Consider the following 18,026-nt stretch of genomic DNA (forward strand, 5'->3'; position numbering starts at 1 on the left):
GGGCGCGGACGAGGTCGGCGCGGAGCCGGGCGGCCTCGGGCAGGGAGCCGTACTCGGCGGCGACGCGCCAGTCGAGGACGAGGACGGAGCCGGAGCCCAGGCCGCTGGGAAGGTCGACGGCCCGCAGGTCGGCGGCGCGGACGGTGAGCCGGTGGAGGGCGAGGACGCCGGCGACGGCGGGGAGGACGCCGGGCTGGTCGGGCAGGGCGATGAGGAGCTCGACGCCGACGGGCTCGGGCTCCTCGGGCTCCGCGGCGACCGGTTCGGTGCGGAGCCCGAGGACGGGTTCGCCGGTGCGCAGGGCCTCGATCGCGAGCCGTTCCTGTTCGGCGCTGGGCGCGGCGGCCTCGGGATCGGGCAGGGGTGCGCCCGCGAGGACGCCGGCGGCCCGTTTGACCAGGTCGGCGACGAGCGAGGCGCGCCAGGAGGACCAGGCGGCGGGGCCGGTGGCGAGGGCGTCGGCCTCGGTGAGGGCGTGCAGGAGCTCCAGGGTGCCGAGGCTGCCGACGGCGGTGGCGACGGCCTTGACGGTGGCGGGGTCGTCGAGGTCGCGCCGGGTGGCGGTCTCGACGAGGAGCAGGTGGTGGCGGACGGCGGTGGCGATGACGGCGGTGTCGGTGCGGTCGAAGCCGATGCGGGCGGCGAGGTCGCGGGCGATGGTCTCGCCGGCGACGGAGTGGTCGCCGGGCCAGCCCTTGCCGATGTCGTGGAGGAGGGCGGCGACGAGGAGGAGGTCGGGGCGGCCGACGCGGCGGGTGAGGGAGGAGGCCCGTACGGCGGTCTCGACGAGGTGCCGGTCGACGGTCCAGGTGTGGACGGGGTTGCGCTGGGGCCGGCAGCGGACGCGCTCCCAGTCGGGGAGGAGCCGGCTGATGAGCCCTTCGGCCTCCAGGGCCTCCCAGACGGGGACGGTGGCCTCGCCTGCACCGAGGAGGGTGACGAGCTCCTCGCGGGCCTCGGCGGGCCAGGGCACCGGCAGGGGCTTGGCGGCGGCCGCGAGGCGGCGTACGGCGTGCAGGGAGATCGGCAGGGCGGACTGGGCGGCCGCGGCGGCGGCCCGCAGGGGCAGGACGGGGTCGCGTTCGGGGCGGGCGCTGAGGGCGAGGACGGCCTCGCCGTCCATCTCGACGACGCCCTCGGCGAGCGGGGTGCGTTCGACGGGCGGTTTCGCGCCGCCGTTCCGGCTGAGGAGGGTGCGCAGCCGGGCGGGGCGGGCGGAGCGGGCCTTGAGGACGCGGTTGACCTCGCGCCAGGTGACGTCGGTGGCGTACGAGATGGTCCGGGCGGCCTCGTACACCTCGCGGAGCAGGGTGTCGGCGTCGAGGAGGCCGAGTTCGGCGGCGACGGCGTCCTGTTCCTGGAGGGCGAGCCGGTCGGTGGCGCGGCCGGTGGCGAGGTGGAGGGCGTCGCGGGCGTCGAGGAGGCGGCGACGGGCGGTGTCGAGGCCTTCGCGGGGGGCGTCGGCGAGCCAGGAGGCGGCGACGGCGCGCAGCACCTGGGCGTCGCGGAGGCCGCCCCTGGCCTCCTTGAGGTCGGGTTCGAGCAGGTACTGCAGCTCCCCCACGCGTTCGGCGCGCTCGCGGCAGAGGGCGTCGAGTTCGGGGAGGCGCTTGGGTGCCTGGTTGCGCCAGTCGGCGAGGACGGTGGTGCGCAGGGCGGCGACGAGTCCGGCGTCTCCGGCGAGGGGCCGGGCGTCGAGGAGGCCGAGGTGGGCCTTGAGGTCGTCGGCGGCGGTGGCACGGGCCTCGGCGGGGGTGCGGACCGAGTGGTCCAGGGCGAGGCCGAGGTCCCAGACGGGGTACCAGATCCGGTCGGCGAGGGCGGCGACGGCGGCCTTGTCGGCGGTGCCGTCGTGGAGCAGGAGGAGGTCGAGGTCGCTGCGCGGGGAGAGTTCGGCGCGCCCGTAGCCGCCGACGGCGACGAGGGCGGTCCCGCGGGGCGGTGCGGCGGCGGCGAAGAGGCCGGCCAGCCAGTCGTCGGTGAGCCGGGCGAGGGCGGCACGGCGCGGCGGCCCGGGCCGCTCCTTCTCCTGGAGGAGGAGCAGCCGGGCCGCCGCGTAACCGCCGGGTCCCGATTCTTCGGTCTCTTCGCTGACTTCGAGGTTCGTCACCCGGCGGCTCCCATTCGTGCTTACAGTGCGTCCGGACCGCGCTCGCCGGTGCGGACCCGTACGGCGGTCTCGACCGGCACGCTCCACACCTTGCCGTCTCCGATCTTGCCGGTGCGGGCGGCCTTCACGACGACGTCGATGAGCGTTTCGGCGTCCTCGTCCTCGACGAGGACCTCGATGCGGATCTTGGGGACCAGGTCGACGGTGTACTCGGCGCCCCGGTAGACCTCGGTGTGGCCGCGCTGGCGTCCGTAGCCGCTGGCCTCGGTGACGGTGAGGCCGTGGACCCCGAAGGCCTGGAGGGCCTCCTTGATCTCGTCGAGCCGGTGCGGCTTGACGACCGCGGTGATGAGCTTCATGCGTCCACCTTCGTGTTCTCGCTCGGGACGGTCGTGGCCGCGGCGGTGGTGCGGCCGGTGATGCCGCCGCCGGCTCCGCTGAAGTCGTACGCGGTCTCGGCGTGCTCGACCTGGTCGATGCCGGAGACCTCGTCGTCCTCGCTGACCCGCATCCCCATCGTCTTGTCGATGATCAGGGCGAGGACCGCGGAGGCGATCAGGGAGTAGGCGAGGACCGCGAAGACTCCGACGGCCTGCTTGCCGAGCTGCTCCAGGCCGCCGCCGTAGAAGAGTCCCTTGGCGTCGGACTGGACGCCGCCGGTGGCGAAGAGGCCGACGAGGAGGGAGCCGAGGACACCGCCGACGAGGTGGACGCCGACGACGTCGAGGGAGTCGTCGTAGCCGAACTTGTACTTGAGGCCGACGGCCATGGCGCAGGCCAGACCGGCGATGGCGCCGATCGCGATGGCGCCGAGCGGGGAGCAGGAGCCGCCGGAGGGGGTGATGGCGACGAGGCCGGCGACCGCGCCGGAGGCGGCGCCGAGGGTGGTGAAGGAGCCGTGGCGGATCTTCTCGTACGCGAGCCAGGCGAGCATGGCGGCGGCGGTGGCGACCTGGGTGTTGACGAACATCACGGCGCCGACGCCGTCGTCGTTGCCGAGCCAGGAGCCGGCGTTGAAGCCGAACCAGCCGAACCAGAGGAGACCGGCGCCGAGCATGACCAGCGGGAGGCTGTGCGGGCGCATCGGGTCCTTCTTGAAGCCCACGCGCTTGCCGATGACGAGGATGACGCCGAGGGCCGCCGCGCCGGCGTTGATGTGGACGGCGGTGCCGCCGGCGAAGTCGATGACGCCCATCTCGAAGAGCCAGCCGCCCGCGCCCCAGACCCAGTGGGCGACGGGGAAGTAGACGATCGTGACCCAGAGGGTGATGAAGAGGGCCCAGGCGGTGAACTTGACGCGGTCGGCGAGGGCGCCGCTGATGAGCGCGGGGGTGATGATCGCGAACATCAGCTGGAAGACGGCGAAGACGTAGACCGGGATGGTGTAGCCGTCCCAGAGCTCGGTGATGCCGATACCGCTGAGGCCGACGTAGTCGGAGGACCAGCCGATGATCGAGCCGGAGTCGGTGCCGAAGGCGAGGCTGAAGCCGAAGAGCACCCAGAGGATCGTGACGATCCCGAGGCTGATGAAGCTCATCATCAGCATGTTGAGGGTGGACTTGACGCGGACCATGCCTCCGTAGAAGAAGGCGAGCGCCGGGGTCATCAGCATGACCAGGGCGGAGCAGATGAGCATGAACCCGGTGTTGGCGGCAGACAGCTCGGGGGCGTCTGCGGCCAGGGTCGTGATGGCTGGTGCCATCGGCGTCTCCTCGTCGTCGAATGCGGCCTGTGCGGGGCGGGGCCGGGGAGCGTCCGGCCGCGTGAGGGAGTGGCCGGTTATGGGCCAGAGATTCGCGCAGCGCGGTTTCCGCCGATACCGCTCGATGTTTCGGCGCAGTGACGAAGGGGCGGGGCGTGTTACGTGACCGTGAACGGCCGTGTCGGTACGAGGAGACGTCCGGGGAAACGAACCGGCCGCGCCGGGCGTCCGTGTGACCTTGCGGCGGGGGAGCCGAGTCGGGCTTTACGGGACGGCCGGCGCGGCCGGGGTCGGTGCGGGCTCGTGGAGTGGCCGCTGGGGAGGATCAGACCGCTTCGGCGGCCTCGGGCAGGAGCTGGGTGAGCCGGTCGGTGAGCTGGACGACCTCGGCGACGTCGCTGTAGTTGCGGGCGGCCTGGTCGACGGTCTTGCGGAGCCGGGTGTTGACCCGCTCGGAGCGGATGCTGCGGGCGACCCCGAGGGCCTTCTCGGCGAGGACCACGGACTGCTCGGGCTCGCGCTTGAGGAGGTGGACGGTGGCCATGCCGATCAGGTTGAGCGCGTACGACCGCTGGTGGTCGGGGTCTTTCTCGAAGAGCTCGACGGCCCGCTCCATGACGGGCTCGGCCAGCGAGGCGTACGTCGGGGAGCGGCCGGCGACATAGGCCAGGTCGCGGTAGGAGTGGGAGTTCTCGCCGTTGAGCTCGGCCTCGGAGAAGAAGCCGATCCAGTCGGGCTCGGGCTCGCCGTCGAGGCCGACGTCGGCGAAGGTGTCCTCGGCCATCCGGACGGCCCGCTTGCACTTGGAGGGCTGGCCCATGTTGGCGTAGGCGCGGGCCTCCATCGCATACAGCATGGCCTGGGTGCGGGCGGTGGCGCAGTCCCGACTGCCGTACTGGGCGAGGTGGATGAGTTCGAGGGCGTCGTCCGGCCGGCCGAGGTGGATCATCTGGCGGCTCATCGACGAGAGGATGTACGAGCCGAGGGGCTTGTCGCCGGCCTCCTTGGCGGCGTGCAGCGCCAGCACGAAGTACTTCTGGGCGGTGGGCTGGAGTCCCACGTCGTAGCTCATCCAGCCGGCGAGCTCGGCGAGTTCGGCGGCGCAGGTGAAGAGGCGCTTGGCGGTGGCGGCGGGCTGGGACTCCTGGAGGAGGTCGGTGACCTCGTGGAGCTGGCCGACGACGGCCTTGCGGCGCAGTCCGCCGCCGCACTGCGCGTCCCACTTGCGGAACATGGCGGTGGTGGACTCCAGGAGGTCGAGCTCGACCTCGGAGAGCCGGTTGGGGCGGCGGGCGTCGACGAGCGGCTCGGGTCGCTCGACGTCGCCGGCCGGGGTGGGGACGAGCCAGCGCTGCATCGGTTCGATGAGGGCGGGGCCCGCGGCGAGCGAGAGGGAGGAGCCGAGGAAGCCCCGGCGGGCGAGCATGAGGTCGCTGCGGGAGAACTCGCTGAGCAGGGCGACGGTCTGCGGGCCAGCCCAGGGCAGGTCGACGCCGGAGACGGAGGGCGACTGGTGGGCCGTGCGCAGTCCGAGGTCCTCGATGGCGACGACGGAGCCGAAGCGCTCGGAGAAGAGCTCGGAGAGGATCCGCGGGATGGGCTCGCGGGGCTGCTCGCCGTCGAGCCACCGGCGCACCCGCGAGGTGTCGGTGGAGATGTGGTGCGCGCCCATCTGGCGCGCCCTGCGGTTCACCTGGCGTGCCAGTTCGCCCTTCGACCAGCCGCTGCGCACGAACCACGAACCCAGCTGCTCGTTCGGGCGCTTGCCGGCAGCCGTACCGTCTGCGCCGTTGCCGCTCACTGGAACGCCCCCATCCACCTGATGACCTGTCGTCCGAAACCCCTATCAGAATGCCGCCTCTCGCGGCACCCGTCCGACGTTCGCACTCCTTCGAACTGGAAACCGGGTTGCCTCCGGCATACCCACGCGTGCAAGAGGCCCTCGGGGTTCGAGTACCGAAAGTAATCCTACGATCACCCCTCCACCACGGCGATTCAAGAAACGCCACCATTCGCCACCCCTTCGGGGGAACTCGCCACGCGTGGAACGCGATTCACTTGACATGCGACGAACCGGAGTCGGTGGACGGGAGCACGGAGAGGCGTGCGCCCCGACCCGCACCACCCTGCACACGACCGCGCGCCACATCTCGGGCGACGGGCCGTGACGAAAGGTGACGACGGGGCTCCGGGTCGTAACCACCGGCGCGCTCGACCCGTTGGAGGGGGCATGGGTTTCACGATCGGCGGCATTCGTGAGATGCGGGTCGGCGCACGCCGCCGCGTACGCACCACGGAGTGCACAGCGGTGGCCGAGTACACCGGCCTCTGGGGCTGGGACGTCGTTCCCGGCACGCGGGCCGTCTCCGGCCGGTGCTCCTGCGGTGATCCGGCGTGCGCGGCCCCCGGCGCGCACCCCCTCTCCTTCGCGGAACCGGTCCCGGCGGGCGCCGGCCTCGACGACGCCGTGAAGGCCTGGTCCGAGTACCCGGGCGCGGCCCTGCTCCTCCCGGTCGGCCGCGCCTTCGACGTGATCGAGGTCGCCGAGGCCGCGGGCCGGCGGGCGCTCGTGCGCCTGGAGCGCATGGGGCTGCCCCTCGGCCCGGTGTGCGCGACCCCGACCGGCCGGGCGCGGTTCTTCGTGGCCCCGGGCGCGGCGGCCGAGCTGCCGCAGCTGCTGTACCGGATGGGCTGGGACGACGCCGATCTGGACCTGCACTGTCTGGGCCCGGGTTCCTACGTCACCGCTCCCCCGTCGGACCTGGGCGGGCTCGGGCCGGTGCGCTGGCTGCGGCCGCCGACCCTCGACACGGCGGGCGCGCCGCCGCAGGCCCGGCTGCTGCTCGGCACCCTGGCGTACATCTGTCACCGGACGCACTTCTGAGCATGCGGAAGGGCCCTCGCCATCCGATGGCGAGGGCCCTTCCGCATGCCTTGCGCGGTGTCAGTCGCCGATCAGGGCGTCGACGAAGGCGCCCGGCTCGAAGGGCGCCAGGTCGTCCGGGCCCTCGCCCAGGCCGACCAGCTTGACCGGGACGCCCAGTTCGCGCTGGACGGCGACGACGATGCCGCCCTTGGCGGTGCCGTCGAGCTTGGTCAGCACGATGCCGGTGATGTCGACGACCTCGGCGAAGACGCGGGCCTGGATCAGGCCGTTCTGGCCGGTGGTCGCGTCGAGGACGAGGAGGATCTCGTCCAGCGGGCCGTGCTTCTCGACGACGCGCTTGACCTTGCCGAGCTCGTCCATGAGACCGGTCTTGGTGTGGAGCCGGCCGGCGGTGTCGATGAGGACGACGTCGGCCTTCTCGGCGATGCCCTCCTTGACCGCGTCGTAGGCGATCGACGCCGGGTCGCCGCCCTCCGGTCCGCGCACCGTGTGGGCGCCGACGCGCTCGCCCCAGGTCTGGAGCTGGTCGGCGGCGGCGGCACGGAAGGTGTCGGCGGCGCCGAGGACGACGGACTTGCCGTCGGCGACGAGGACACGGGCCAGCTTGCCGGTGGTGGTGGTCTTGCCGGTGCCGTTGACGCCGACGACCATGACCACGCCCGGGGTGTCCTCGGGGCTCTCGGTCTTCACCGAGCGGTCGAAGTCGCCGAGCAGGGCGACGAGCTCCTCGCGGAGCAGGCCGCGCAGCTCCTCGGGGGTGCGGGTGCCGAGCACCTTGACGCGCTCGCGCAGCCGGTCGACGAGCTCCTGGGTGGGGGCGACGCCGACGTCGGCCGTGAGGAGGGTCTCCTCGATCTCCTCCCAGGTGTCCTCGTCGAGGTGCTCGCGGGACAGGAGCGTGAGCAGCCCCTTGCCGAGCGAGTTCTGGGAGCGGGCGAGCCGGGCCCGGAGCCGTACGAGACGGCCGGCGGTGGGCTCGGGAACCTCGATCTCGGGAGCGAGGGGCTCCTCGACGAGCGGCTCCTCGACGAGGGGCTCCTCGGCGACCGGGGCCTCGGGGACCGCTTCGGCGGGAAGCTCGACCTCCTCGACCGTGCGCCGCGGTTCCTCCCGCGGTGTCTCCGCCTCCTCGCCGACGTGCGGCTCTGCGGGCGGAGCGGTGATGGTCGGCGCGGTGGACGGCGGCTCGGCCGGCGGCAGCTGCTTCTTCTTGCGACCGCTGATCACGAGCCCGCTCGTCACGGCGACCGCGACGACGAGAGCGATGACTACAGCAAGGATGAGTTCCATAACCCGTCCAGTATCTGCCACGAGGGGGCCGATGGCGGAGCACGTACAGTGGGTGGTTCCCCCACATCTGTACGACGGAGTACCCCTATGCCCCACGCCGCCTCCGAAACCGAAGGCGCGACGCACGACGGCGCCGTGGAGACACGCGGTCTCGAACCCGTCCCCGACGCCGAGCGGACCGGCAAGGTCCGCGAGCTCTTCCCGACCTGGGTCGCGGCCAACATCAGTGTGCTGCTGCTCACGATGGGCGCCGGTCTGGTCGTCTTCAACGGCCTGAACCTCTGGCAGGTCCTGGTCGTGGCGATCGTCGCGCCGGTCCTCTCGTACGGGATCGTCGGCCTGATCTCGATCGCGGGGAAGCGCGGCGGGGCGCCCGGCATGGCGCTGTCGCGGGCCGTCTTCGGTCAGCGCGGAAACCTTTTTCCCGGTGCGCTGATCTGGGTGGCCCGCTGGGGCTGGGAGACGATCAACGCGGTCGCCGGGGCGTACGCGGTGCTGACCGTCCTCGACCTCCTCTTCGGCGTGAAGTCGAACACGCTTCTCATCGTGGTGACCCTGCTGCTCTTCGTGACCTGCACGTTCCTGGTGTCGGGCCTCGGGATCAACGCGCTGCGGGTGTGCAGCAAGTGGTCGACGTACCTCTTCGGCGCCTTCTCGGTGCTCGTCCTGGTCCATCTGGTGGCGAACACCGACTGGTCGGCGGTCTTCGACAAGCCGGCCGGTTCGACGGCGATGATGGTCGCGGGCATCGGCACGATCGCGGCCGGCGGCATCAGCTGGGTGCCCTCGGGCCCCGACTTCACCCGCTATCTGCCCCGTACGGCCTCCTCGCGCGCGATGGTCGGCTCGACGGTCGGCGGCGCCGGGATCGTGGTGCTCCCGATGGTGCTGATGGGCGCGGTGATGGCGGTGTCCACGCCGGACCTGGCCTCGGCGCAGGACCCGGTCTCCTTCATCGGCGAGCTGCTTCCGATGTGGATCTCGGTGCCGTATCTGCTGATCGCGCTGATCGGGATGCTGCTGATCAACTCGATGTCGATGTACTCGGCCGGGTTCACCGCGCAGACCCTGGGCATCAGGGTGCCGCGGGCGGCGGCGGTGAGCGTGAACGCCGTGATCAGCCTGGTCTTCGGTTTCCTCCTGATGGTCGTGGCGACCAGCTTCATCGGCTCGTTCATCTCCTTCCTGACGCTGCTCGCGGTGGCGTTCTCGGCGTGGATCGGGGTCTTCGGCGTGGACATGCTGCGCCGGCGGTCGTACGACGCGGCGGCGCTCATGGACACCACGCGGACCAGTGCCTACTGGTACCGGGGCGGTTTCGCCTGGCAGGCGATGACGGCGTGGGGCGTGGCGCTGCTCGTGGGTCTGCTGTTCACGAAGGTGGACTGGTTCTCCGGTCCGCTCGCCTCGTCCTGGATCGGTGAGAACGGTCTGGGCTGGGCGGCGACGATCGTGGTCGCGGGCGTGCTGTACGCGGTGCTGCCGCGCACCGCGTCGCCGACCGCGGCGGAACCGGCCGCCGAGATCCGCGAGACCGTTTCCATCTGACGCTGCGTCAGCTACTGTCCCCCTTCCGCGTACCCGCGAAGGGGGACTTTCCCATGCCGTTCAGCGTCGTACGGTTCAACCTCGTCGATCCCCGTGCGACCCCGGACTCCCTCTCGGAGCGCTACCGGGCCGCGCTCGCCATGGCCGCGTACGCCGACGAGCACGGCGTCGACACCGTACAGACCGAGGAGCACCACGGGGTCGAGAACAACTGGCTGCCCTCCCCCTTCGCCTTCGCGGGCGCGGTCTTCGGGGCGACGAAACGGATAGCCGTCACCATCTCGGCGATCATCGGCCCGCTGCACGATCCGCTGCGCCTGGCCGAGGACATCGCGGTCCTGGACCTGCTGAGCGGGGGCCGGCTGGTGACGGTGGCCGGGATCGGCTACCGGCCGGAGGAGTACGAGGAGCGCGGGGTCGACTGGGGGCGGCGCGGCAAGCTCCAGGACCTGCTCCTGGAGACCCTGCTCACGGCCTGGACCGGGGAGCCGTTCACATATCAGGGCCGTACGGTACGGGTCACCCCGCGGCCGTTCACCCGGCCGCATCCGCTGCTCCTGGTCGGGGGCTCGTCGCGGGCGGCGGCCCGGCGGGCGGCCCGGCTCGGGCTGCCGTTCTTCCCGAGCGCGCACCTGCCGGAGCTCGAGACGTACTACCGGGAGCGGTGCGCGGAGTACGGCACGGAGGGCTGGACGATGATGCCGGCGAAGGAGACCCCGCTGCTGCACCTGTCGGAGGATCCGGACCGGACCTGGGCGGAGTACGGGGAGCACTTCCTGCACGAGGCGCGGACGTACGCCTCGTGGCAGTCGAAGGACATCCGCTCGGCGGTGCGGTCGGCGGCGACGACGGTGGCGGAGCTGCGGGCGGAGGGGGTGTACCGGGTCGTCACGCCGGAGGAGTGCGTGGCGCTCGGCCTGGAGAGCCTCGTCCTGCATCCGCTGTGCGGCGGGATGCCGGTCGAGGAGGGGTGGCGGAGCCTGCGGCTGTTCTGCGAGGGCGTACTGCCGCGGCTCACGGCGTGAGGAACGGCGTACCGCCCCGGCTCACCGTGTGAGCCGGGGCGGTCGTCGTGAGGAGAGGGGCAGCGGGGTTTAGCCCATCTCCTCCAACGCCTTGCCCTTCGTCTCCTTGACGTACCTGAGCACGAAGGGGATCGAGAGCACGGCGAAGATCGTGTAGATCACGTAGGTGCCGGAGAGGTTCCAGTCCGCGAGGGACGGGAAGCTGGCGGTGATGGCCCAGTTGGCGATCCACTGGGCGGAGGCGGCGACGCCGAGGGCGGCGGCGCGGATCCGGTTGGGGAACATCTCGCCGAGGAAGACCCAGACCACCACGCCCCACGAGAGGGCGAAGAAGAGCACGAAGACGTGGGCGGCGACGAGGGCCACGACGCCCTGGGTCTCGGGCAGCTTGCCGTCGACGAGGTCGGCGGAGAAGGCCCAGGCCTCGAAGGCGAGGGCGATCGCCATGCCGATGGAGCCGACGAGGGCGAGCGGCTTGCGGCCGACCCGGTCGACCAGGACCATCGCGATCACGGTGCCGATGATGTTGATGATCGACGTGGTGAACGAGTAGAAGAACGAGCTGGACGGGTCGATGCCGACGGACTGCCACAGCGTCGCGGAGTAGTAGAAGGCGACGTTGATGCCGACGAGCTGCTGGAAGACCGAGAGTCCGATGCCGACCCAGACGATGGGCAGGAGCTTGAACCTGCTGCCGGCGACGAGCAGGTCCCTGAAGGTGGACTTGTGCTCGCTGCGCATGGCCCGGTCGATCTCGGCGACGCGGTGGTCGAGGTCGACGCCGTGGCCCTCGACCTCGGCGAGGACCTCCTTGGCCCGGTCGACCTTCCCGACGGAGATGAGGAAGCGGGGGGACTCGGGGATCGCGAAGGACAGCATCCCGTAGAGGAGCGCGGGGACGACCATCACGCCGAGCATCCACTGCCAGGCCTCGATGCCGCCGATCTCGCCGCGCTGGTCGCCGTCGGCGAGCTGGAGGATGCCGTAGTTGACCAACTGGGAGATGGCGATGCCGATGACGATCGCGGCCTGCTGGAAGGAGCCGAGGCGGCCGCGGTAGGCGGCGGGGGCGACCTCGGCGATGTACGCGGGGCCGATGACGGAGGCCATGCCGATGGCGAAGCCGCCGATGATCCGCCAGAGGGCGAGGTCCCAGAGGGCGAAGGGCAGTGCGGAGCCGACGGCGCTGACGGCGAAGAGCACTGCGGAGATCTGCATGCAGCGGATGCGGCCGATGCGGTCGGCGATCCGGCCGGCGGTGGCGGCGCCGATGGCGCAGCCGATCAGGGCGATGGCGATGACCTGCGCGAGGGTGCCGGAGCCGATGTCGTAGCGGTCGCGGATCGCCTCGACGGCGCCGTTGATGACGGAGCTGTCGTAGCCGAAGAGGAAGCCGCCCATCGCGGCGGAGGCCGTGATGAAGATGACGTGGCCGAGGTGGTCCGGGTGAGCGGCTCGGCCTTCGGAAGATGGCGGTGTGGGCGCCTTCTCGGTGCTGGTCACATGGACTCCTCGGTGGGGGGCGAGCCCTTCCAGTGGCGCACAACTTCGCGCCGCCCACCACGTGAAGGTAAAAGCAACGTTGCAGAGACTATTCCTTCAAGTTTCGAAGTCAATAGTCGATGTCGTGTGACTTTTAGAGCACAGGGAGGCCACGTTGCTTCAATAGTTGAACGATGGGGTCAACGCAGCCGCTGACTGATCACCTTCGAGACGCCGTCGCCCTGCATGGACACGCCGTACAGCGCGTCCGCGACCTCCATGGTCCGCTTCTGGTGCGTGATCACGATCAGCTGCGAGGACTCCTGGAGCTCCCGCATGAGCCCGATCAGCCGCTGGAGGTTGGTGTCGTCGAGCGCCGCCTCGACCTCGTCCATCACGTAGAACGGGCTGGGCCTGGCCTTGAAGATCGAGACGAGCAGCGCCACGGCGGTGAGCGAGCGCTCGCCGCCGGAGAGCAGCGAGAGGCGCTTGACCTTCTTGCCCGGCGGGCGGGCCTCCACCTCGACGCCGGTGGTGAGCATGTTGTCCGGGTCGGTGAGGATCAGCCGGCCCTCGCCGCCCGGGAAGAGCCGCGAGAAGACGCCCTCGAACTCGCGGGCCGTGTCCCGGTAGGCCTCGGTGAAGACCTGCTCGACGCGCAGGTCCACCTCCTTCACGACCTGAAGCAGGTCGGTGCGGGTCTTCTTCAGGTCCTCCAGCTGCTCCGAGAGGAACCGGTGCCGCTCCTCCAGGGCCGCGAACTCCTCCAGGGCCAGCGGATTCACCTTGCCGAGCTGGTGGTACGCCCGTTCGGCGGCCTTCAGCCGCTTCTCCTGCTCCGAACGGACGAACGGGCGCGGCCGGGCGTCGGGGGTCTCGTCCGGGCTCTCCCCCTCGACGGTCGGCGACGGGGGCACGGGCTGGTCCGGGCCGTACTCGGCGACCAGCGCGGTCGCCTCCACGCCGAACTCCTCCAGCGCCTTCGCCTCCAGCTGCTCGATCCGCAGCCGCTTCTCGGCGCCGAGCACCTCGCCCCGGTGCACGGAGTCGGTCAGCTTGTCGAGCTCGGCCTTGAGGTCCCGGCCCCGGGCCCGGGCGGCCGTCAGGCCCTGCTCCCGGTCGGCCCTCGCCGCCTCGGCGACCACCCGCTCCCGCTCGGCGCGGACCAGGGAGACCTCGACGTGGGCCAGGAGGGTGCGGGCGCCGGCGGCGACCGCGCCCGCGACGCGCTCCTCGTGGCGGAGCCGGGCCCGGCGCTGCTCGGCACGCGCGCGTGCCTCCCGTTCGGCGCGGGCGGCCCGGTCGAGCGAGTCGGCCCGTCCGGCGAGCCCCTTGACCCGCTCCTCGTGGGTACGGACCTGGAGCCGCGCCTCCATCTCGGTCTGGCGCGCGTTGGAGCCGTCGATCGCGAGCCGGTCGCGGGTGGAGGTGTCGGGCTCGTCCTCGGCCGGCATCTCCTCGGCCACGAGGAGCCGTTCGGCCAGCTCCTCGGCTTCGGCGGTGGCCTTCTCCAGGGCGTCCTGGGCGCGGGCGGCGGCCGCCGCGGTCCGCTCGGCCTCCCCCGCCGCTCCCCTGGCCTGTCCGGCGAGCCTTCCGAGCCGCTGGGCGACGGCGGACCTCTCGCGCTCACCGGCGCGGCGGCGGGTGTCGAGCTCCTCGACGAGCGCCCCGGCGTGGCGCCGCCGCTCGGCGGCCTCGACCTGGGCGGCGGCCAACTCCTCGCACCGTACGCCCAGTTCGTCGAGCTCGGCGGCGGCCTCGGCCACCGAGGCCTGGACTTCGAGGAGGCTGGGCGCGCCGGCGGAGCCGCCCTGCGCGAAGTGCGCCCCGACCAGGTCCCCTTCGGTGGTGACGGCGGTCAGCTCTGGCCGGTTCCTGACCAGTTCGGCGGCCTCGTCGAGGTCGCCCACGACCACGATCCCGGCGAGCAACCGGCGGACGGAGCCCAGGAGTTCGGCGGGCCCGCTGATCAGGTCGGCGGCGTACGGGGGTCCGTCGGCGACCAGCGGGGACTGCGGCTCGGGGGCTCCGGCGAGGAGCAGGGTGGCCCGGCCCGCGTCCTGCTTGCGCAGCAGGCGCAGGGCTTCGGCGGCGGAGGAGGGGCCGTCGGCGGCGAGCGCGTCGGCGGCCGCGCCGAGGGCGGCGGCGACGGGGACCTCGTATCCCGGGGTGACGGTGAGGAGTTCGGCCGCCGGTCCGAGGAGTCCGGTGAGCCCGGCGGAGAGCAGGGCGCCCGTGCCGTCCTTGCGGCGCAGCCCGAGGGCGAGGGTGTCGTGCCGGGCCGCGGTCGCGGCGCGGCGGCGTTCGGCGTCGGCGGCGGCCTCGCGGGCGGCGCCCAGCGCGGCCTCCGCGTCGGCGAGTTCGCGGCGGGCGGTCTCGTACCGCTCGCCCTGCTCGGTGTCCTCCGCGTCGAGGCCCTCGACCTCGGTCTTGAGCTGCTCGTACTCCTCCTGGGCGGCGGCCGACCGCTCCGCGGCCTCGTCGCGGGCGGCGGCGAGCCGGTCGATCTCGGCCTGGGCGGAGGCGGCGCGCGAGCGGGCCGCGTTGACCTGGCCGTGGAGCCGGGCGAGGCCCTCGCGCCGGTCGGCGATGGCGCGGGCCGCGTCCTTGAGGCGGCGCTCCTCGGCCGCGAGGCTCCGCTCCAGGTCGGCGCGGTGGGCGACGGAGTCCTCCAGGGCGCGCTCGGCGGCCTCCAGGGCGGCTTCGAGCTCGGCCTCCTGTTCCCGTACGCGGGCGGCCTCCCGCTCCAGGTCCTCCGGGTCGCGGCCGCGGCGTTCCTCGGCGGGTGCGGTGGTGGCGCTCTTCACGCGCGCGTCGGCCAGGGAGATGGTGCCGCGGACGCGTTCGGCGAGCTGGGAGAGGGCGTACCAGTTCTGCTGGGCGCGTTCCAGGCGGGGCACGAGGGTGCGGGCCTCCGCTTCGAGCTCGGCCTCCCGGGCGAGGGCGGTGCGCAGCTCGGCCTCGGTGGCCTCCTTGCGGGCGAGCAGGGCCGCCTCGTCGGCGACCTCGGCCGTCAGCGCCTTCTGGAGCCGTACGAGGTCGTCGGCGAGGAGGCGGAGCCGGGCGTCGCGCAGGTCGGCCTGGATGACGACGGCGCGGCGGGCGACGGCGGCCTGCCGGCCCAGCGGCTTGAGCTGGCGGCGGAGTTCGTCGGTGAGGTCCTGCACGCGCGCGAGGTTGGCCTGCATCGCGTCCAGCTTCCGCAGCGCCTTCTCTTTGCGCTTGCGGTGCTTGAGGACGCCGGCGGCCTCCTCGATGAAGGCGCGGCGGCCCATCGGGTCGGCGTGCAGCACGGAGTCGAGCTGTCCCTGGCCGACGATGACGTGCATCTCGCGTCCGATGCCGGAGTCGGAGAGCAGGTCCTGGAAGTCGAGCAGCCGGCAGGTGTCGCCGTTGATTTGGTACTCGCTGCTGCCGCCGCGGAACATGATCCGGGTCAGGGTGACCTCGGCGTAGTCGATGGGCAGGGCGCCGTCGGAGTTGTCGATGGTCAGCGAGACCTCGGCGCGGCCGAGCGGGGGGCGCCCGGTCGTGCCGGCGAAGATGACGTCTTCCATCTTGCCGCCGCGCAGCGACTTGGCGCCCTGCTCGCCCATGACCCAGGACAGGGCGTCCACGACGTTGGACTTGCCCGATCCGTTGGGGCCCACGACACAGGTGATTCCGGGTTCGAACCGCAGCGTGGTGGCCGAGGCGAACGACTTGAATCCGCGGAGGGTCAAGGCCTTGAGGTGCACTCCGACGACTCTACCGGGGCCCGTGCGTTTCGCCCGCGACGGCGTGGGGCAGATCCTCGGATGAGGAGGGGTGGGACGCGGGGGAAACAACGGGTGAAAGGGAGAAGGGACGCCGAGGCGCCCCTTGCATGTCCAGCTGTCGCGCACGTGCGTCGATCCGCACGATCAGCTGTGTGGGTGTCCGGCTGCGCCGACGAGAATGCTTTCCACCTGGCCCCTGGGGGCTGGGTTGTCAGGTGAGCGCAGGCTCTGCCTGGGGTACGTCGAGATCGATGCTGTTCAGCAGCGACTCTCCCTGGTGCTGAGCGGCGGCAGCGGCGAGCGTGTCGTTCTCGGACTGGATCCGTACCAGCTCGGATTCGAGGTCCTGGACGCGCTGCTGAAGCCGTCGCATCTCGGCGAGGAGTCGCGGGTCGGAGCCGCCGACGTAACCGAGAAGCGCCTTTGCCATGATGGATGGTCCTCCACAATGAGTGACCGACCGAAGCGGTGTGGGTCGTTGGGGATTCGCACCCGCGGTGCTCGGCAGTACTGCTAGTCGTGCCGGTTCCACTGCCAAACAGCTAAGGTGCGCGGGGCTTCCAGAGTCTCACCAAAAAGTTTGACGGTCAACACGATCACGCCCCGTTTGAAGGGCTACCGAGGAGTCCACGGCCGCTCAGCGGGCGGCGGGGCCTTCGAACTCGGTGCCTCGGGGGCGTCGCGATCATCCTTAACGGGCAGCCTTGCATGCCCGGCGCGAGTTGGCAACCATCAATCGGTTCGCTGGTCACGCCCCTGTTACCGCGCGTCCGCCCGGTGCCGCTCTCGGTCACCGGGCGGGGTGTCGGAGCGTGATCGTCAGCGGATGGCGAAGCCGTCGTAGCCGCCGCGCGGGGTGTCCCAGATCTCAGTGACACCGTCCACACGTCCGGGTGTGTCGGCGGACTGGAGCCAGTCGAGCAGACGGTGGCAATTCTCACGCGGCCCCTCGGCCACCACCTGTACCCGGCCGTCGTCGAGGTTCAGGGCGAAGCCCACCAGGCCGCCGATCTCCAAGGCGTTTGCCCTGGTGAACCAGCGGAAGCCCACTCCCTGCACCCGGCCGCGCACCCAGGCGGTCATCCGTACGTCGTCGCTCATGGCTGCACGCTAACGGGCGGATTGCCGGATGAGCACATCACCCCTGCTTCTCATGGCGTACAGTCCCGACCGAACGCGACTCACCCGTTCGGGCGCGCGCCGTTCGACTGTCGATCCGGAACGGTACCGACAGCAAAGATCAGCAAAGCCCGGCAAAGAATCCCGCACGGAACCAGCGAAGACCAGCAGAGGAAGGCAGAGCAGATGGGACGCCACCGTCGCTCCGGCGCCGCACCCGCCGCAGAAGACTACGCGGCCGGTTCGGGCCGCCCGCACCGGGGTGCCGGCCGTCGTCGGCCGGTGCGCACCGGTCTGCTCGGCGCCTCCGCGGCGGTCGCGGTCGGCGCCGTCGCCGTCGCCTCCGGCCTGCTCCCCGGCGGGAACACCTTCACGGTCGGCAGCGCCGGCACCACGAGCGAGCGCCAGGTCCAGTCCCGGCAGGCCCCGGAGCTGACGACGCAGGGCGGGGCCACACAGACTCCGACCGGTACGGGCACGGGCGCGGGCGCGAGCAGGCCCGCCTCCCCCACGGCGACCCCGCCCAAGAAGCCGGGCCCGAAGGCCACCCCGAAGGCGAAGCCGAGCCCGAAGCCGACGCCGACCCCGACGAAGACGAAGTCGAAGGCGCCCACGCCGAAGCCCGTGCCGACCCGGGTCTCGGCCGCGCCCACGACGAAGGCGCCCGTACCGAAGCCGGAGCCGACCACGGCGGCGCCGACCGAGAAGGTCGCGGTCACCTCCACCGCCGACCGCGGCGAGGCCGCCGAGGCCGAGGTCCTCCGCCTGGTCAACGCCGAGCGTGCCAAGGTCGGCTGCACCCCGGTGCACGCGGACACCCGGCTCGCGGCGCTGGCCGGCGCGTTCAGCGCCGACATGGCGACCCGCGGCTTCTTCGACCACACGGACCCGGACGGCGACACCCCGTGGGTCCGCGCCCAGCAGGCGGGCATATCGGGCATGGGCGGCGAGAACATCGCACGCGGCCAGGTGGACGCGGCGGCGGTGATGGCGTCCTGGATGAACAGCGACGGCCACCGCGCCAACATCCTGAACTGCGACTTCACGAGCATGGGCGTCGGCGTGGTCTTCGGCGACGGCGGCCCGTGGTGGACCCAGGACTTCG

13 protein-coding genes are annotated in these 18,026 nt (G+C 72.0%); 4 read left to right on the top strand and 9 right to left on the bottom strand.

Features of this window, described 5'->3' with window-relative positions; genetic code table 11:
- From CCN56_RS15155 to CCN56_RS15170, 4 genes are all read right to left on the bottom strand, one after another.
- A partial coding sequence (locus tag CCN56_RS15155; RefSeq protein ID WP_086827283.1) for a [protein-PII] uridylyltransferase occupies window positions 1-2,110 on the bottom strand: 2,110 nt, incomplete at its 3' end.
- A 20-nt stretch (window positions 2,111-2,130) separates the two neighbouring features.
- Window positions 2,131-2,469 carry a P-II family nitrogen regulator gene (locus tag CCN56_RS15160; RefSeq protein WP_086827285.1) on the bottom strand — a complete coding sequence of 113 codons (339 nt, stop codon included), beginning with the start codon at window positions 2,467-2,469 and terminating at the stop codon, window positions 2,131-2,133.
- Window positions 2,466-3,812: an ammonium transporter gene (locus CCN56_RS15165; protein ID WP_086827287.1), complete on the bottom strand. Its 1,347-nt coding sequence runs from the start codon at window positions 3,810-3,812 to the stop codon at window positions 2,466-2,468. Before CCN56_RS15165 ends, CCN56_RS15160 begins: the two co-directional genes overlap by 4 nt.
- A 325-nt stretch (window positions 3,813-4,137) precedes the next feature.
- The gene (locus CCN56_RS15170) at window positions 4,138-5,613 is read right to left on the bottom strand and encodes a hypothetical protein (protein WP_086827289.1); all 1,476 of its coding nucleotides are present in this window, start codon (window positions 5,611-5,613) and stop codon (window positions 4,138-4,140) included.
- 429 nt (window positions 5,614-6,042) lie between these two features.
- Here CCN56_RS15170 and CCN56_RS15175 point away from each other — a divergent pair, with 429 nt between their 5' ends.
- On the top strand, window positions 6,043-6,696 hold the full coding sequence (locus tag CCN56_RS15175; RefSeq protein ID WP_041131451.1) for a bifunctional DNA primase/polymerase: 654 nt from the start codon (window positions 6,043-6,045) through the stop codon (window positions 6,694-6,696).
- A gap of 60 nt (window positions 6,697-6,756) precedes the next feature.
- On the opposite strand, the gene ftsY is transcribed toward CCN56_RS15175, so the two are convergent.
- On the bottom strand, window positions 6,757-7,989 hold the full coding sequence (gene ftsY, locus CCN56_RS15180) for a signal recognition particle-docking protein FtsY (RefSeq protein ID WP_086827290.1): 1,233 nt from the start codon (window positions 7,987-7,989) through the stop codon (window positions 6,757-6,759).
- An 87-nt stretch (window positions 7,990-8,076) separates the two neighbouring features.
- Between ftsY and CCN56_RS15185 the strand changes: the two genes are divergently transcribed.
- A complete protein-coding gene (locus tag CCN56_RS15185) occupies window positions 8,077-9,537 on the top strand; it encodes a cytosine permease (protein ID WP_086827292.1) in 1,461 nt (486 codons plus the stop codon).
- Between the two features lie 53 nt (window positions 9,538-9,590).
- Window positions 9,591-10,562 (top strand): LLM class flavin-dependent oxidoreductase, encoded by a 972-nt coding sequence (locus CCN56_RS15190; protein WP_086827294.1) that lies wholly within the window; start codon window positions 9,591-9,593, stop codon window positions 10,560-10,562.
- Between the two features lie 69 nt (window positions 10,563-10,631).
- Here CCN56_RS15190 and CCN56_RS15195 read toward each other — a convergent pair whose 3' ends face one another.
- The 4 genes from CCN56_RS15195 to CCN56_RS15210 all read right to left on the bottom strand — a co-directional run bounded on the left by CCN56_RS15195 (window position 10,632) and on the right by CCN56_RS15210 (window position 16,903).
- Entirely contained in the window at window positions 10,632-12,065 is a 1,434-nt protein-coding gene (locus CCN56_RS15195) for a sugar porter family MFS transporter (RefSeq protein ID WP_086827296.1), read from the bottom strand.
- A gap of 179 nt (window positions 12,066-12,244) precedes the next feature.
- Window positions 12,245-15,781 (bottom strand): chromosome segregation protein SMC, encoded by a 3,537-nt coding sequence (gene smc / locus CCN56_RS15200; protein ID WP_086827298.1) that lies wholly within the window; start codon window positions 15,779-15,781, stop codon window positions 12,245-12,247.
- A gap of 232 nt (window positions 15,782-16,013) precedes the next feature.
- Window positions 16,014-16,232: a hypothetical protein gene (locus CCN56_RS15205; RefSeq protein ID WP_030690660.1), complete on the bottom strand. Its 219-nt coding sequence runs from the start codon at window positions 16,230-16,232 to the stop codon at window positions 16,014-16,016.
- A gap of 389 nt (window positions 16,233-16,621) precedes the next feature.
- Window positions 16,622-16,903, bottom strand: a complete 282-nt coding sequence (locus tag CCN56_RS15210; protein WP_041131445.1) for an acylphosphatase — start codon at window positions 16,901-16,903, stop codon at window positions 16,622-16,624.
- Window positions 16,904-17,107: 204 nt separating this feature from the next.
- Between CCN56_RS15210 and CCN56_RS15215 the strand changes: the two genes are divergently transcribed.
- On the top strand, window positions 17,108-18,026 hold a 919-nt coding region (locus CCN56_RS15215), incomplete at its 3' end, for a CAP domain-containing protein (protein ID WP_086827300.1).

The sequence above is a fragment of the Streptomyces sp. NRRL B-24572 genome, from assembly GCF_002156145.1.
Classification (GTDB): Bacteria; Actinomycetota; Actinomycetes; order Streptomycetales; family Streptomycetaceae; genus Streptomyces; species Streptomyces vietnamensis.